12 protein-coding genes are annotated in these 14,484 nt (G+C 72.2%); 4 read left to right on the top strand and 8 right to left on the bottom strand.

Annotated elements, in window-relative coordinates; all coding sequences use genetic code 11:
- Positions 1-4: 4 nt before the first annotated feature.
- Together scpA and mutA are read right to left on the bottom strand one after the other, a co-directional pair.
- Entirely contained in the window at positions 5-2,314 is a 2,310-nt protein-coding gene (gene scpA / locus AB0D18_RS11630) for a methylmalonyl-CoA mutase (protein ID WP_362415512.1), read from the bottom strand.
- Positions 2,314-4,197 carry a methylmalonyl-CoA mutase small subunit gene (gene mutA, locus AB0D18_RS11625; RefSeq protein WP_362415510.1) on the bottom strand — a complete coding sequence of 628 codons (1,884 nt, stop codon included), beginning with the start codon at positions 4,195-4,197 and terminating at the stop codon, positions 2,314-2,316. The genes scpA and mutA overlap by 1 nt, the downstream gene beginning before the upstream one ends.
- Positions 4,198-4,354: 157 nt before the next feature.
- Between mutA and AB0D18_RS11620 the strand changes: the two genes are divergently transcribed.
- Complete coding sequence (locus AB0D18_RS11620; protein WP_362415508.1) at positions 4,355-4,957, top strand: hypothetical protein; 603 nt, start codon at positions 4,355-4,357, stop codon at positions 4,955-4,957.
- 121 nt (positions 4,958-5,078) lie between these two features.
- Here AB0D18_RS11620 and AB0D18_RS11615 read toward each other — a convergent pair whose 3' ends face one another.
- Positions 5,079-5,507 carry a VOC family protein gene (locus tag AB0D18_RS11615; RefSeq protein ID WP_362415506.1) on the bottom strand — a complete coding sequence of 143 codons (429 nt, stop codon included), beginning with the start codon at positions 5,505-5,507 and terminating at the stop codon, positions 5,079-5,081.
- A 156-nt stretch (positions 5,508-5,663) separates the two neighbouring features.
- Positions 5,664-6,311: a maleylpyruvate isomerase family mycothiol-dependent enzyme gene (locus AB0D18_RS11610; RefSeq protein ID WP_362415504.1), complete on the bottom strand. Its 648-nt coding sequence runs from the start codon at positions 6,309-6,311 to the stop codon at positions 5,664-5,666.
- Between the two features lie 71 nt (positions 6,312-6,382).
- Between AB0D18_RS11610 and AB0D18_RS11605 the strand changes: the two genes are divergently transcribed.
- Complete coding sequence (locus AB0D18_RS11605) at positions 6,383-7,312, top strand: LysR substrate-binding domain-containing protein (protein WP_362415502.1); 930 nt, start codon at positions 6,383-6,385, stop codon at positions 7,310-7,312.
- Here the strand turns inward: AB0D18_RS11605 and AB0D18_RS11600 are convergent.
- Positions 7,297-8,472: an enoyl-CoA hydratase/isomerase family protein gene (locus AB0D18_RS11600; protein WP_362415500.1), complete on the bottom strand. Its 1,176-nt coding sequence runs from the start codon at positions 8,470-8,472 to the stop codon at positions 7,297-7,299. The genes AB0D18_RS11605 and AB0D18_RS11600 overlap by 16 nt on opposite strands.
- A 213-nt stretch (positions 8,473-8,685) precedes the next feature.
- Positions 8,686-10,245, bottom strand: coding sequence for an MFS transporter (locus AB0D18_RS11595; RefSeq protein WP_362415498.1), 1,560 nt, complete (start codon positions 10,243-10,245; stop codon positions 8,686-8,688).
- A 146-nt stretch (positions 10,246-10,391) separates the two neighbouring features.
- Between AB0D18_RS11595 and AB0D18_RS11590 the strand changes: the two genes are divergently transcribed.
- Positions 10,392-10,880, top strand: a complete 489-nt coding sequence (locus AB0D18_RS11590) for a GNAT family N-acetyltransferase (RefSeq protein WP_362415496.1) — start codon at positions 10,392-10,394, stop codon at positions 10,878-10,880.
- Positions 10,881-11,104: 224 nt separating this feature from the next.
- Positions 11,105-13,591, top strand: a complete 2,487-nt coding sequence (locus AB0D18_RS11585; protein ID WP_362415494.1) for an FtsX-like permease family protein — start codon at positions 11,105-11,107, stop codon at positions 13,589-13,591.
- Positions 13,592-13,642: 51 nt separating this feature from the next.
- Here AB0D18_RS11585 and AB0D18_RS11580 read toward each other — a convergent pair whose 3' ends face one another.
- Positions 13,643-13,831 carry a hypothetical protein gene (locus tag AB0D18_RS11580; RefSeq protein ID WP_362415492.1) on the bottom strand — a complete coding sequence of 63 codons (189 nt, stop codon included), beginning with the start codon at positions 13,829-13,831 and terminating at the stop codon, positions 13,643-13,645.
- Between the two features lie 95 nt (positions 13,832-13,926).
- A complete protein-coding gene (locus tag AB0D18_RS11575; protein WP_362415490.1) occupies positions 13,927-14,328 on the bottom strand; it encodes a hypothetical protein in 402 nt (133 codons plus the stop codon).
- Positions 14,329-14,484 lie beyond the last annotated feature (156 nt).

The following is a 14,484-nucleotide window of genomic DNA, read 5'->3' as shown; positions in this document are numbered from 1 at the left end:
GCCGTCAGCCCTCCGTGGCGTCGGCCGGTGCGGTGCCGGTCGGTGTGGTGCCGGTTGGTGCGGTGCCGGTTGGTGCGGTGCCGGCCGGCTCGGCCAGCTCGTGCCCCAGATCCGCGGCCAGCCGCTGCACCAGGTCGTACGCGGCGTCCGGGATCACCGTCCCCGGCGGGAAGACCGCGGCCGCACCCGCCTCGTGCAGCGTCGGGATGTCCTGGGGCGGGATCACGCCGCCGACGACGATCATCACGTCCTCACGGCCCTCCGCCGCCAGCTCCTCCCGCAGCGCCGGTACGAGCGTGAGGTGCCCGGCCGCGAGGGAGGAAACCCCGACGATGTGCACGTCCGCCTCGACGGCCTGGCGCGCCACCTCCGCCGGCGTCTGGAACAGCGGGCCGACGTCCACGTCGAAGCCCAGGTCGGCGAAGGCCGTGGCGATCACCTTCTGGCCGCGGTCGTGGCCGTCCTGGCCCATCTTGGCGACCAGGATGCGCGGACGGCGGCCCTCCGCCTGTGCGAAGGAGTCGACCAGGGCACGGGTGCGCTCCACCGAAGGGGACTCTCCTGCCTCGTTGCGGTACACACCGGCGATCGTACGGATCTGACCCGCGTGCCGCCCGTAGACCTTCTCCAGCGCGTCCGAGATCTCACCGACGGTCGCCTTCGCACGGGCGGCGTTCACGGCGAGGGCGAGCAGGTTGTCGTCGAGACTCTGGGAGGAACCCCGCTCGGCGGACGCCGTCAGCGCACGCAGCGCGTCCTGGCAGGCCGCCTCGTCGCGCTCCTCGCGCAGTCGCTTCAGCTTGGCGATCTGCTGCGTACGGACGGAGGAGTTGTCGACCTTGAGGACGTCGATCTGCTCGTCGGTGGCCACCCGGTACTTGTTGACGCCGATCACCGGCTGGCGGCCCGAGTCGATACGGGCCTGGGTGCGCGCCGCCGCCTCCTCGATGCGGAGCTTGGGGATGCCCGCGTCGATGGCCTTCGCCATGCCGCCGGCCGCCTCCACCTCCTCGATGTGCTGCCAGGCACGCCGCGCCAGGTCGTACGTCAGCTTCTCGACGTACGCGGAGCCGCCCCACGGGTCGATGACCCGGCCGGTGCCGGACTCCTGCTGGAGCAGCAGCTGCGTGTTGCGGGCGATGCGCGCCGAGAAGTCGGTGGGCAGCGCGAGCGCCTCGTCGAGGGCGTTGGTGTGCAGCGACTGGGTGTGGCCCTGGGTCGCGGCCATCGCCTCGATGCAGGTGCGCGGCACATTGTTGAAGACGTCCTGCGCGGTCAACGACCAGCCGGAGGTCTGCGAATGGGTGCGCAGCGAAAGGGACTTGGCGTTCTTCGGGTCGAACTGCTTGACCAGCTTGGCCCACAGCAGACGCGCCGCCCGCATCTTCGCGATCTCCATGAAGAAGTTCATGCCGATCGCCCAGAAGAAGGAGAGGCGAGGTGCGAACGCGTCGACGTCCAGGCCGACTTCGAGCCCGGCCCGCAGATACTCCACACCGTCCGCGAGGGTGTACGCCAGCTCCAGGTCGGCCGTCGCCCCCGCCTCCTGGATGTGGTACCCGGAGATGGAGATGGAGTTGTAGCGCGGCATCTTCTGCGAGGTGAACGCGAAGATGTCGGAGATGATCCGCATCGAGGGCTTCGGCGGATAGATGTAGGTGTTGCGGACCATGAACTCTTTGAGGATGTCGTTCTGGATGGTCCCGGCCAGTTTCTCCGGCGGCACCCCCTGCTCCTCCGCCGCCACGATGTAGAGCGCGAGCACCGGCAGCACGGCGCCGTTCATCGTCATCGACACCGACATCTTGTCCAGCGGAATACCGTCGAAGAGCTGGCGCATGTCGTAGATCGAGTCGATCGCCACGCCCGCCATGCCGACGTCGCCGGTCACCCGGGGGTGGTCGCTGTCGTAGCCGCGGTGGGTGGGCAGGTCGAAGGCGACGGACAGGCCCTTCTGACCGGCCGCCAGGTTGCGCCGGTAGAAGGCGTTGGACTCCTCGGCGGTGGAGAAGCCCGCGTACTGGCGGATTGTCCACGGCTGGTTGACGTACATCGTCGGGTAGGGGCCGCGCAGGTACGGGGCCACCCCCGGGTACGTGTTCAGGAAGTCCAGGCCCTCGGTGTCCCTGGCCGTGTACAGCGGCTTGACGGGGATGCCCTCGGGCGTGTTCCAGACGAGGTCCTCGACGCCGTGGCCGGTCGACTCCTTGACGGCCGCACGCCACTGCTCCTCGGAGCCGGCGGGTGCGTCCGCCGAGCCGATCGGGATCTGCGAGAAGTCGGGAATCCCGGCGGAGTGGGGGATGCTGCCCATTACTTCACTTCCATACGGTCGAGGACGGAGGTGAGGATGGCCACCGCGTCCGAGCCCGCGAAGACGAACGCGTCGACGCCGGCACTGCGGTACGTGTCTTCGGCTTCCCCGGGACGGCCCGCGAGGAACACCGTCCGCGCCCCCGCCTCTTTGAGGGCGGCGGCGACGTCCGCCGCCTGCTCCGCGTACAGGGCGTCACTGGAGCAGATGCAGGCGACGCCCGCACCGCTCGCGGCGAACGCCCCGGCGACCGAGCCCGGGTCCACCGTCACCGGGTCGTGCACCGGCTCGACGCCTCCCGCCTGGAAGAGGTTCGCGGCGAAGGTGACCCGGCCGGTGTGCGCCGCGGCCGGGCCGAGGGCGGCGAGGAAGACGCGGGGCCTGGCCCCGGTCGCCGCCAGGTGGGCGTCGGAGCGGGCGCGCAGCGCCTCGTACGTCTCGTCGCGACGGACCCGGGGGAGCCCCCCGGACGGCTTCGCGGGCGCCGGGTCACGGTCGACCTGGCGCTCGGCGAGGTTCGGGAACTCGCTGACGCCGGTGATCGGTTCGCGCCGCTTGGCGAGCGCCTTCGTACGGCGCTCCCAGGTGGCGGCGATCCGCTCACCCACCAGACCCGAGGCCAGAGCCTGCTGCTGGCCGCCCGCCTGCTCGATCTCCTGAAACCACTCCCACGCCGCCGCCGCCAGCTCGTCCGTCAGCTGTTCGACGTACCAGGAGCCGCCCGCCGGGTCGACGACCCTCGACAGGTGCGACTCCTCGACGAGGATGGTGGAGGTGTTACGGGCGATACGGCGCGCGAACGCGTCCGGCAGGCCGATCGCCTGGTCGAACGGCAGCACCGTCACCGAGTCGGCGCCGCCCACCCCGGCCGCCATGCAGGCGATCGTGGTGCGCAGCATGTTCACCCACGGGTCGCGGCGCGTCATCATCACCGACGACGTCACCGCGTGCTGCCGCTGCGCCCCTGCGCCCGGCGCACCGCACACCTCGGCGACCCGGGCCCACAGGCGGCGCGCCGCACGGAACTTGGCGATGGTGAGGAACTGGTCGGCGGTCGCCGCGTACCGGAAGTCGAGCTGCCCGCAGGCCGCTTCGACGTCGAGACCGGCTTCGGTGAGGGTACGGAGGTAGGCGACGCCGGTCGCGAGGGAACAGCCCAGCTCCTGCGCCGCGGAAGCCCCGGCCTCGTGGTACGGCAGGGCTTCCACCACCAGGGCGCGCAGCCCCGGGTACTGACGTGAAGTCAATTGGGCGAGCGCGGCGGCCTGTCCGGCGAGCTCCGGCTCGTACGTCCCGGTGCGGGCGGCGAGGCCCAGCGGGTCCGCGCCCAGGCTGCCGCGCGCCTCCTCGGCGGTCACTCCGCGTGCCTCGAAGATGCGGAGCAACTCGCGTGCGGCGGCGTCGAATTCGGCCCCCGCGTCGAGTGCCACCGGTGCGAGGTCGAGGTACACCCCGTCCAGTGCCTGCTCCAGACCGGACACCGGCAGTCCGGCGTCGCCGACCGCGAGCCACAGCGAGGAGACCCCGTTCTCCAAGTCGGCCAGTACGGCCTCGTTGGCGCGTGCGGGATCGGGCCGTTCGTGCCGCTGCCGTACGTCCCACCCGCCGGTGGCCGTCGTCCCCGCAGCGGATCCACCCCGGGTGAACGGGGCGAAACCGGGCAGTCCGGGCGAGTCGGCTTCGCGGGTGTCGTCGGCGGTGTACAGCGGGCGCGTGCGGAGCCCGTCGTCGAGGGAAGTGGAGAGGGCTTCTTCGGCCGCAGTCCCCGTGACGTCTTTACCCGATTTGCGCAGCACGCCTTCCACCAGGCGCTGCCACTGCTCATGGGTCGCATCAGGGAACTCGGCGGCCAGGGAAAGCCCGTCGTCAGGCAGGACCGTCATGCTCAGATGCTAGGGCAGTGCGCCAAAGGTGCAGCAGGGGTAACCGCTGTGACCTTGACCTCTCCTGACCTGCCTTGATCCGTTCGGCCGAATGCCCTACTGGGAAGTAGCTTGAGGGTCGCGGAGCATTGTCAGTGCCGCCCCCTAGTGTTGGATCATGAGCTACTCACTGAGTCTGTACCTGGTCGATCCCGCTACGGTCCGGGCCGCCGTCGGCTCCGGGGACGACAAGTTGCGCCGCATGATCGGCGGCCGCTTCAAGGCCCGGATCCAGCACGACGACGACTGGTTCGCGAGCGAGATCGAAAGGGGCGCGCCCACCCGCTCCGACGCGGTGCGCGCGGTCCTCGACGGCGGCCCGTACGACGAGGAGTTCGCCTTCCAATACGGCTACGCGTACAAGCTGGTCTGCGAGTTCTACGGCCGGAGCCTCTTCAACAACCACTTCTCGCCGTACCGCGGGGACTGGCTGGAGGAGGTCGACAAGGGGCTGAAGGACCTGGGGATCAAGGCAGTCGAGATATCGGAGTTCTCCTACGGCTCCCTGCCCGAGGGGCTCCCCAGGCCGGACGACCTGCCCGGTTACGGGGAGTGGAGCGCCGGGCAGTGCCGCGACGCACTCGTCCAGTGGGAGGCGAGCACCCCCGAGCGGCGTGCGGCGCTGGACTCCGAGGTGCTGGAGTCGATCGAGTCGATCGTGGAGTGGCTCCGGCAGGCCGGGGCGAAGGAGGGCGCCGGGGTGGTCGGCTTCTCCCACTGATCCGGCTGGTTCCACTGGTCCCGCTGATCCGTCTGGTTTCCACTGGCTCCACTGGTCCCGTTGATCCGTCTGGTTTCCACTGGCTCCGCTGGTCCCGCTGACCCGACGGTCCCCACTGTGTTCAGACCAGCCGGAGTTCGCCCTCCGGCTGCTCCTTGCCGGGGCCCGTCGGGGAGGACACCAGGGAGAAGGGGTGGCCGGCCGGGTCGGAGTAGCGGCGCACGTCCCGGCTGAGACCGGTGTTGTTCGGGGTCTCCAGGGGGCGGGCGCCGAGGCCGACGACCTCGCGCTCCGCCTCGTCCATGTCCTCGCCCGCCACCAGGATGCGCAGGTGTGCCTGCTGGGAGTCGTCGGGGCGTGGCCAGCTCGGCGGCGCGTAGCCGTGGTCGCGCCGGATCGCGAGGTGGACGCCGTCGTGGCCGACGATCTCCACGAAGTCCATGTCCTCGCCCCGGCGGGTCTCCGCGTCGAAAAGCCTGGCGTAGAACGCCGCCAGTTCGTCCGCGTCCGCACAGTCCAGTACGAGTACTGTCCGCTTCTGCACCGTCATGTTCCCGTCCCGCCTCTGCTGATCCGCCGTGGCCGATGGCTGCCCCTACGGTCTGCGCGTACCCCGGGCGGGCGAGGAAACGCCGACACGGCGGCCGGGGCTCACACGGCGGGGCTTGCACAGCGGTGTTGACGAGGCGGGGCTCACCCAGCGGGCTCACACGGTGGTGAAGCGCCCGCTCGCCTCGCCGCTCAGCCGCCCCGCCGGCACCTTCCGTCCGAACAGCAGCACCACCAGGTCCTGTGCGGCCCCCGTGACCACGCTCCCGCTGCCGTACGCCCAGTCCAGGTCGTCGGCCTGCAGCCGCACGCCGTCCAGCTTCGCCCCGAAGAACCTGGTGCCCCTGGGGCTCGCGGTCCCCAGGACGATCCGCAGCCTGTCGTCGGGGACCCGGCGGTCCAGGCCGAGCGGGATCGCGATGTCCAGGCCGTGCACCAGGTCGTGTCCGAGCGCCGACGCGAAGCCGCCCACCGGCGGCTTCCACGGGTGGTGCGCGTTCTCCCGCAGCGCCGCCGCCATCTCCCGCTCCGACATCCGTGCCGCGTCCCGGCGTGCGACCCGGTCGGTCATCCGGTCCATGCTGCCCCGCGCCCCGACCAGCTCGGCCAGCACCTTGCGGAGCGGGTAGCGGAACCCGAGCGACATGTGGGCCGCCACCTCGCGCACCCGCCACCCGGCGCACAGGGTGGGCTCCTCCCACCGCTCGGCGGGCAGCCGGTCCAGCAGGTCCGCCAGCTCGCGGCGCTCGGCCGCGATCGCTTCCCTGATCTCGCCGACATCGGTGCCCTGCTTCGTATTCCCCATGGTCACAAGGGTGTTGGAACGGTCATCAGAAGTCCAAGAAGGGTTCTGTCTCGCCACTAGCATGATCAGTTATGGAACTCCGACAGCTCCGGTACCTCGTCGCGGTGGTGGAGGAGGCGAACTTCACCCGGGCCGCCGCCCGCCTCCACGTCGCCCAGCCCGGCGTCAGCGCGCAGATACGCCGGCTGGAGCGGGAACTCGGGCAGGCGCTCCTCGACCGCACCGGCCGCACCGTCACCCCCACCGAAGCGGGCGAGGCGATCCTGCCGCACGCCCGCGCGGTGCTCGCCGCCGCCGACGCGGTGCACACCGCAGCCGACGAACTCACCGGACTCCTGCGCGGCAGGGTCAGGGTCGGATCGCTGCTGGGCGTCCCGGCCGGCGTGTTCGACCTGGCGGGAGTGCTCGCCGACTTCCACGACGCGCACCCGGGAGTCGAGTTCTCCCTCACCGAGGACACCTCCGAGCGGCTGCTCGCCGCCCTGCACCGGGGCGAACTCGACATGGTGCTGGCCTCGGTCGCCGACGAACAGCCCCCGCCGGGCGTCGCCTTCCAGATCCTGCTGGACGAACCGCTGAGGGCCGTCATGACCCCAGACGACCCCCTGGCCCTGCCGCCGGAACGCACCGTCATCCCCCTGGCAGCCCTGTGCGACCGCCCGCTGATCAGCCTTCCGGCGGGCACCGGAGTGCGCGGCGTGCTCGAACGCAGCTGTACGGAAGCGGGTTTCCGCCCCGTCGTCGCCTTCGAGGCATCGGCCCCGCAAGTCCTCCTCCAACTGGCCTCGCGCGGCCTCGGCGTCGCGGTGCTCCCGGCCGGAACGGTGGCACGGGCCGGCCCGCACCTGCGCGTGCTCGCGCTCGCCGGCCCCTGCCCGCGCGCCCGCATCGCCCTCGCCCGCCGGGCGGGCGGCCCCACGGGATCGGCGGCCCGCGCCTTCCTGCGACACCTCGCCCGCGCATTGCCGGAGTGGCTGGCGGAGGCTCAGTCGCCCAGGTGATCCTGCCCGTGCGGGGGCGTGATGCCGGGGGAGAGCGCTGTGTCGGGGGAGAGCGCTGTATCGGGGGAGAGCACGGTATCGGAGGAGGGCGCGGTGTCGGATGAGTGTGCGAAAGACAGCTCGCGGCCGTCCCCGCGCGGTGCGAAGAACCGGGCCACCGACTCGGCGGACACCTCGCCCGGAGTCGCCGGGGACCACCGCGGGTTCCGGTCCTTGTCGACGATCTGCGCGCGTACCCCCTCCACCAGGTCGCTCTCGTGCAGTGCCGTGCACGACACCCGGTACTCCTGCACCAACACCCGCTCCAGGGAGCCGAGTTCACGTGCCCGGCGCACCGCCTCCAGGGTCACCTTCACCGAGGTGGGCGACTTGGCGAGGATCGTCTCGGCGGCCTCCTTCGCCGCCTGCACCCCGCTGCCGGTCAGCCGCTCCAGGATCTCCTCGACACTGGCTGCCGCGTAACAGTGGTCGATCCACTCGCGGGCGTCCGCGAGTTCACCGCCGGGCGGCTGCGTCGCGCAGTGCCGTACCGCCTCATCGGCAGGCACGGTGGCGAGATCCGCGATCAGCGCGTCGAGGCGCTCCGACGGTACGAAGTGGTCGGCGAGGCCGCACAGCAGTGCGTCGGCCGCGCCCACCGCCGAGCCGGTCAGCGCGAGGTGCGTGCCCAGCTCGCCGGGTGCCTGCGCGAGGAGGTGCGTACCGCCGACGTCGGGGACGAAGCCGATGCCGGTCTCCGGCATGGCGACCCGGGAGCGCTCCGTGACGACCCGCACGCTGCCGTGTGCGCTCACCCCGACGCCGCCGCCCATCACGATGCCGTCCATCAGGGCGACGTACGGCTTCGGGAAGCGGGCGATGCGTGCATTGAGCCGGTACTCGTCCCACCAGAACGTCTCGGTCGCCCGGCCGTCACCGTCGCGTGCGTCGTCGTGAATGGCCCGGATGTCACCGCCCGCACACAGCCCGCGCCCGCCCGCACCGGAGATCACGACGGTCTCGACGGCCGGATCGGACTCCCAGGAGGCGAGGGCCGCGTCGAGGGTGAGGACCATGGGGTGGGTGAGGGAGTTGAGGGCCTTGGGACGGTTGAGGACGAGGTGTCCGGCGCGGCCCTCGATGTGTACGAGGACGGGATCGTCCGCGTTCTGTGCGTGCATGGGTCAGCCCTTCGGGGACGGGTCGTGGGATGCGGGGAGCGGGAGCTGTCGTACGGCCCGCCGGGGCTGGATCGCCCCGGCGGCTGCCTCGTGCAGGGTGCCGGTCACCTCGTCGGTCCACATGATCGACAGGCTAATCGAGGTGCTGAACGCGCTGTCAGTACTGCGGGCGCTCGCTCAGTGCTCGTATCGGCGCTCGTACCAGTGCTCGGATCAGTGCTCGTTCTCCGTCGGCCGCAGGTCGCGCGGGATCCACGCCCAGGCCACCGCCGCGGCGCCCAGTGTCAGGACCGCGCCGACCAGGAACGCCGGGGTGATGGCCGTCGTGTACGCCGCCGAGACCGCGTCCAGAAGGGTGCGGCCGGCGTCGCCGCCGATGCCCTGGGCGACGTGCGCGGCCTCGCCGACCGAGTCCCGTACCGACTGCGCCGTCGGTCCTTCCAGGTCCAGGGACGGCAGGTTCGTGCGGTACAGGGCGGTGGCCAGGCTGCCGAGGATGGCGACGCCGAGCGCGGCGCCCAGCTCGTAGCAGGTCTCCTCGACGGCCGCCGCGCCGCCGACCTCGTGGGCCGGGGTGGCCGCCATCAGCGTCACCGAGGCGACCGTGGTCGCGATGCCGACGCCCATGCCGAGGACGGCGAGCGCGACGGCGACCGCCGGGTAGCCGATCTCGGCGAACTGCTGCACCGTCCACGGCAGGGCGAGGCCCACCGTCATGACGACCAGTCCCGAGCCGAGAATGTGCCGGATCTGGAAGCGCTGCATCAGCGACGGCGTCACCATCGAGGTGAGCACCAGGCCGAGCGAGGCGGGCAGCAGGCGGATGCCCGCCTCAAGAGGCGTGTACCCCTGCCCGTACTGGAACCACTGCGTCACCAGGAAGAGCACCGCGCCCATGCCGACCATGCCGAGGAAGATCGACACGGCGGCGATGGAGAACGACCTGTTGGTGAACAGACGCACCTGGAGCAGCGGGCTCTCCAGTCGGAGCTGGCGGCGTACGAACACCGTCAGTGCGACCGCGGCCAGGGCCAGCAGCGCCCACGGCAGCGGGTCCGCGAAGCCGCTCTTGCCGAGCTGCTTGATGCCGCCCGCGAGGGCGAGCATGCCGACGATCGACTGACCCACGCCCCACCAGTCCCAGCGGCCGCTGCGCGGCGAGTGCGACTCGGGCAGGATCCAGGCGCCCAGTGCGATCACCAGGGCGGCGACGGGCAGGTTGAGCAGGAACGCGGACTGCCAGCCGAAGTCCTCGACGAGGAGTCCGCCGACCACCGGGCCCAGCGCCATGCCGGCACCGAAGACGGCCGCCCACACGGCGTACGCGAAGGCCCGCTCGCGGGCGTCGAGGAAGACGTTCCGCAGGATCGACAGCGTGGACGGCATGATCGCCGCTCCGCCGACGCCGAGCAGGGCGCGGGCCGCGATCACGTGCCACGCCTCGGTGGCGAAGACCGCGAGCAGCGAGGCCAGCGCGAAGATCGCGAAGCCGGTCAGCAGCATCCGCTTGCGGCCGAGCCGGTCGCCCAGCGCACCCGCCGTCACCAGCAGCCCGGACAGGATCAGCGCGTAGACGTCGATGATCCACAGCTGCTCGACCGAGCCGGGCTGGAGGTCGGCGACCAGCGAGGGGAACGCCACGTTGAGGATCGTGGTGTCCATGGCGATCAGCAGGAGGCTGCCCGACAGGATCGCGAGGACGGCCCAGCGCCGGGGGTCCAGGTGCGGGGCAGCGGACCCGGTGTCGGGCCGGGCGGCGGCGGGGGAGGACATGGGACATCCGTTCCGAGACTAGTGAGACTCAAGTGAGACATTAGTGTCTCACACGGATGTCTGGTGTCCCAGTTGAGGGGGGAGGGGGCGGTAAGGGCCGACGAAAAGGACTGGTGGGGAACGGCTGAAAGCCGCACTCTGTCCGGATGTTGATCAGAGAAGCCACCGCCGACGACTGGGCCGCGATCTGGCCCTTCTTCCACAAGATCACCGCCGCCGGTGACACCTTCACCTTCCCCGTCGACCTCGACAGGGAGACCGGCCGCGGCTGGTGGATGCTGGACGCCCCGAACCGTACGGTCGTCGCCGTCGACGACACCGGGGAGATCCTCGGCACCGCGAAGATGAACAGCAACCAGCGCGGCAACGGCGCCCATGTCGCCAGCGCCAGCTACATGGTCGACCCCGCCCACGGCGGCCGGGGCGTGGGCCGCGCCCTCGTCGGGCACACCCTCGACTGGGCGCGCGCCGAGGGCTTCCGGTCCATGCAGTTCAACGCGGTCGCAGCCAGCAACACCCACGCCGTACGGCTCTACGAGCAGCTCGGTTTCCGCATCATCGGCACCGTCCCGGAGGGCTTCCGGCACCCGGAGCAGGGGTACGTCGGGCTGCACATCATGCACCGGCCGCTCTGAGCGGGCCCGCGGAGTGGAACGTCGGACTCCGGGGCTTCTTGAGGGCCTCGGGGCTCTCTCGGGGCACCCTCGGGGTGAAGCATCAGACCTGGGGCGTACGGCGCCGCCAGCCGTAGCCCCGACGGAGGAGAAGCAGTCCGTCCGGTGAGCTGACTGCCGGGCCCCGGGCCGCCCTTAGCGTCATACGGAGAAGATCCGGGCACTGCCGAGGGTGAGTTGGGGACATGGCCACGCTGAAGTACACACTGAAGGAATTCCGGGGCCAGGCACGGCAGTTGCTGCTCACCGGGGCGGCGGTGGCCGTCGGTGTCGCCTTCCTCGTCCTCGCGGTCGGCGGCAGCAACGCCCTCGTCAGCTCCTTCGGCCAGCTCGCCGCCGCCGAGGTCGGCCCGGCCGCCCTCCAGGTCACGCCCGGCGCACGCGACGCGGGCACCCCGAAGGATCCGGGACTGGCCCGGGACACCGCTGCGAAAGCCGCCCGGGTCCCCGGCGTCGACGCCGTCGCGGCCCGGCAGACCGGGCGTGGCACCGTCCTCACCCCCGCCGGACGGCCCCTCGACGAGCCCGCCGTCGTCACCTCCCTCGCCGCGGCCCCCGCCCTGCGCTGGCAGCTCGCCGACGGCGGGAAGTGGGCCGTCGCCCCCGACGAGGTCATGCTCGACAGCCGCACCGCCGACCGCATCGGTGTACGTCCCGGCGGACGGGTCGCCCTCCTGACTGCGGACGGCGGCCGCACCACGGCCCTCCTCACCGGCACCCTCGACACCAGGGGTGCGCCCAGCTTCGCCGGACAGCCCGTGATCGGCGCCCCCGACGGGCAGCTCGCCAGGTACGCCGCCGAGCCGCACACCACCCAGCTCGACCTCGCCGTCCGGGCGGGCGACGAGCGCGCCGTCGCCGGCGCGGTGCGCACCGCGCTCGGCGACCACGCGCGGGTCCGTACCCACGAGGAATCCGTCGACGCGGCGAAGAAGGACAGCGGAAACCTGTACGTGCTGGTGCTCGTCGCCGCACTGTGCTTCGTACTGATCGCCATGGCCGTGGCCCGCATGGTCGTCAGCAACACCTTCTCGGTCGTCCTCGCCCAGCAGGTCCGCCAGCTCGCCCTGCTGCGCTGCATCGGCGCGACCCGCGGCGAGATCCGCACCCACGTCCGCCGCCAGGGCCTGCTGCTCGGCATCGGCGCCTCGCTCACCGGGCTCCTCCTCGGCGCGGGCGCGAGCGCCCTGGGAACCCTGCTGCTCGGCACGTTCGACCTCGGCCCGGTGTCGGTCGACCTGATGCCCGGCTGGATCGTCTTCCTCCTGGCGCTCCTGTTCGGCGTGCTGCTCACCGTCCTCGCGGTCCGCGCACCGGCCAGGAGCGCTTCCGCGGTCCCGCCCGTCGCGGCCCTCGGTGGCGCGCACACCGCGACCCCCGACAGCACCGGCAGCCGGGCCGTGCGCACCACCTTCTCCGTGCTGCTGCTCGGCCTCGGCGCCCTGCTGCTGGTCGGCGGCGCGTACGCCCCGGTCCCGCTCAGCGTCCTTACGGTCACCGCCGGAGCGATCCTCAGCTTCTTCGGCGTGCTGCGCCTCGCCCGCTGGCTGCTGCCGCCCGTCGTCTCCCTGCTCGCGCTGCCGACCCGCCGCTTCTCCGGTACGACGGGGAAGCTCGCCGCCCAGCAGCTGCGGGGCAACCCGGGCCGTACCGGAGCCGCCGCCTCGGCGCTGCTGGTCGGCGTGACCGTGATGGTCGCCGCCTCGACCGTCGTCTCCACCACCGGCGGCTCGCTCGGCGACATGCTCACCTCCCGGCAGCCGGGATCGTTCTCGCTGGTCACCGACAAGAAGCAGGTTCCCGGGGCGGCACTGGCCGTGCTCGGCAAGGAGAAGGGGCTGCGGACGGTCCCGGTCCGCACCGCCACGATCGACGCGGGCGCCCGCGCCGGCCGGAAGATGATCGTCGCGAGCGCCGACCCCGCCCTCCTCAACACGGGCATGGAGGGCGCCGACCAGGCCCGCAAGCTCGGCGACGGCCAGGCCCTGGCCTCCTACGGCAGCGCCCGCACCGCCCACCCGGCCGGCCTGGACGTCGCCCCCGGCGCCTCGGGCTACCCGTTCGCGGTCGTCCCCGAGGCCTCGTACTTCGTCACCCCCCGCACCATGGACCGCATCGCCCCCCGCGCCCCCGTCACCACCGCCTGGATCAGCCCCGCCGACGGCCTCTCGCACGAGGAGGCCCGCAAGCTCCTGGACAAGGCACTGCTCGACCAGCCGACGGTACGGGTCCACGACGCGGGAGCCGAGGCCGAGTTCTTCCGTACGATGCTCGACCGCATGGTCATGATCGCGGCGGTGCTGCTCGCCTTCACGATGGCGATCGCCGCCCTGGGCGTCGCCGCGACCCTCATGCTCGGCGTCGACGAACGCACCCGCGAGATCGGCATGCTGCGCGCGATCGGCCTCAGCGGCGGCCAGTTGCGCGGGATGCTCACCCTGGAGGCCGTCCTGCTGTCGCTCACCGGCGCGGTCGCCGGAACCGTGCTGGGCCTGGTCTACGGATGGCTCGCGGGCCGTTCGGTGACCCAGGAGTACGGAATCCAGCACACCCCGGGCCTCATGATCGCCGGACTCCTGGCGGTCACCGTCCTGATCGGCCTGGCCGCCGCGGTCCTGCCCGCCAGGCGGGTGCGGCGGATGGCGGTCGTGGACGCGCTGCACGCGGAGTGACACGACCGCCCGTACGGGCCGGGGGCAGAGCGGCGCCCCCGGCCGGGTGGATCAACCCACGTCGCCGGTAGGGGAGTCGGCCTCACCGGTACGGGTGTCGCGCGGTGCGGCGGGCCGGGCGGTGGGCCGGGCGGTGGGCTCGGCCGTGGGCCTGCCCGTGTGCTCGGCCGCGGGTTCGGCGGTCCGGGTCACTTCGGCGCGGATCATGGCGTTGAGGGCGAGGAACGGGTCGATGGGCATGGCAAAGCCTTCTCTCGTGCAGTGATTGCGGTGATTTGCGCTGATTGCCAGGGGGCCTGCGGGTCGCCCGCGCGGGTGTGCGGGCGGGGGCCTCCTCAGCAGCGCAGCACCACGCAGCGCACCGGACACGGCTCCGGAACCCGGGTGTGCGCCCAGGTCCAGGCAACCGCTCCCGCCCGCCCAACAGGGCGTGCACGGAAGGCGGTTCGTACCGTACGGACGGGCCGGAGCACCGGACTGCGGCCGGTGCTCCTGCGCGGAGTCCCGGCGAGCACCCGCAGTTCGGTGTCCGTGCCGTCCGACATGCCCTCGGACTCGGCGGCGGACAGCGGACGCGCGTCCGGCGCGGCATCGGCCCCGGGCAGCCCCGACATCGCCAGCGCGGCAAGCACGGCGCACACGACGAACACCGCGGCGGTCGCCGCGACGCATGCGGGCAGCACCGCGCGCGCACGGCGCCGGTGCGGCGGCCGGTGGGAGCGGGGCGCGTCAGCCATGGGGCACAGGTGCCCCACGGGAGGGCCGGGTTCAGCCCGCGGAGCCGGAATTCCCCCCACCGGGGTAGGCCGGTTGGCGGTGGAGGCCGGGCGCACCGGGGGAGGGACGCCGGGCGGACCGGGGGAGGGACGCCGGGCGGACCGGGAGGCGGACGT

Source organism: Streptomyces sp. NPDC048442 (assembly GCF_040651475.1).
Classification (GTDB): domain Bacteria; phylum Actinomycetota; class Actinomycetes; order Streptomycetales; family Streptomycetaceae; genus Streptomyces.
The sequence above is the reverse complement of the archived record's forward strand: the minus strand, read 5'-3'. Positions and strand labels throughout refer to the sequence as shown.

Bases quoted from the DNA above. Each gene is read 5' to 3' on its own strand.
- scpA (WP_362415512.1), bottom strand. From the start codon at position 2,314: ATGGGCAGCATCCCCCACTCCGCCGGGATTCCCGACTTCTCGCAGATC.
- mutA (WP_362415510.1), bottom strand. From the start codon at position 4,197: ATGACGGTCCTGCCTGACGACGGGCTTTCCCTGGCCGCCGAGTTCCCT.
- AB0D18_RS11620 (WP_362415508.1), top strand. From the start codon at position 4,355: ATGAGCTACTCACTGAGTCTGTACCTGGTCGATCCCGCTACGGTCCGG.
- AB0D18_RS11615 (WP_362415506.1), bottom strand. From the start codon at position 5,507: ATGACGGTGCAGAAGCGGACAGTACTCGTACTGGACTGTGCGGACGCG.
- AB0D18_RS11610 (WP_362415504.1), bottom strand. From the start codon at position 6,311: ATGGGGAATACGAAGCAGGGCACCGATGTCGGCGAGATCAGGGAAGCG.
- AB0D18_RS11605 (WP_362415502.1), top strand. From the start codon at position 6,383: ATGGAACTCCGACAGCTCCGGTACCTCGTCGCGGTGGTGGAGGAGGCG.
- AB0D18_RS11600 (WP_362415500.1), bottom strand. From the start codon at position 8,472: ATGCACGCACAGAACGCGGACGATCCCGTCCTCGTACACATCGAGGGC.
- AB0D18_RS11595 (WP_362415498.1), bottom strand. From the start codon at position 10,245: ATGTCCTCCCCCGCCGCCGCCCGGCCCGACACCGGGTCCGCTGCCCCG.
- AB0D18_RS11590 (WP_362415496.1), top strand. From the start codon at position 10,392: ATGTTGATCAGAGAAGCCACCGCCGACGACTGGGCCGCGATCTGGCCC.
- AB0D18_RS11585 (WP_362415494.1), top strand. From the start codon at position 11,105: ATGGCCACGCTGAAGTACACACTGAAGGAATTCCGGGGCCAGGCACGG.
- AB0D18_RS11580 (WP_362415492.1), bottom strand. From the start codon at position 13,831: ATGCCCATCGACCCGTTCCTCGCCCTCAACGCCATGATCCGCGCCGAA.
- AB0D18_RS11575 (WP_362415490.1), bottom strand. From the start codon at position 14,328: ATGGCTGACGCGCCCCGCTCCCACCGGCCGCCGCACCGGCGCCGTGCG.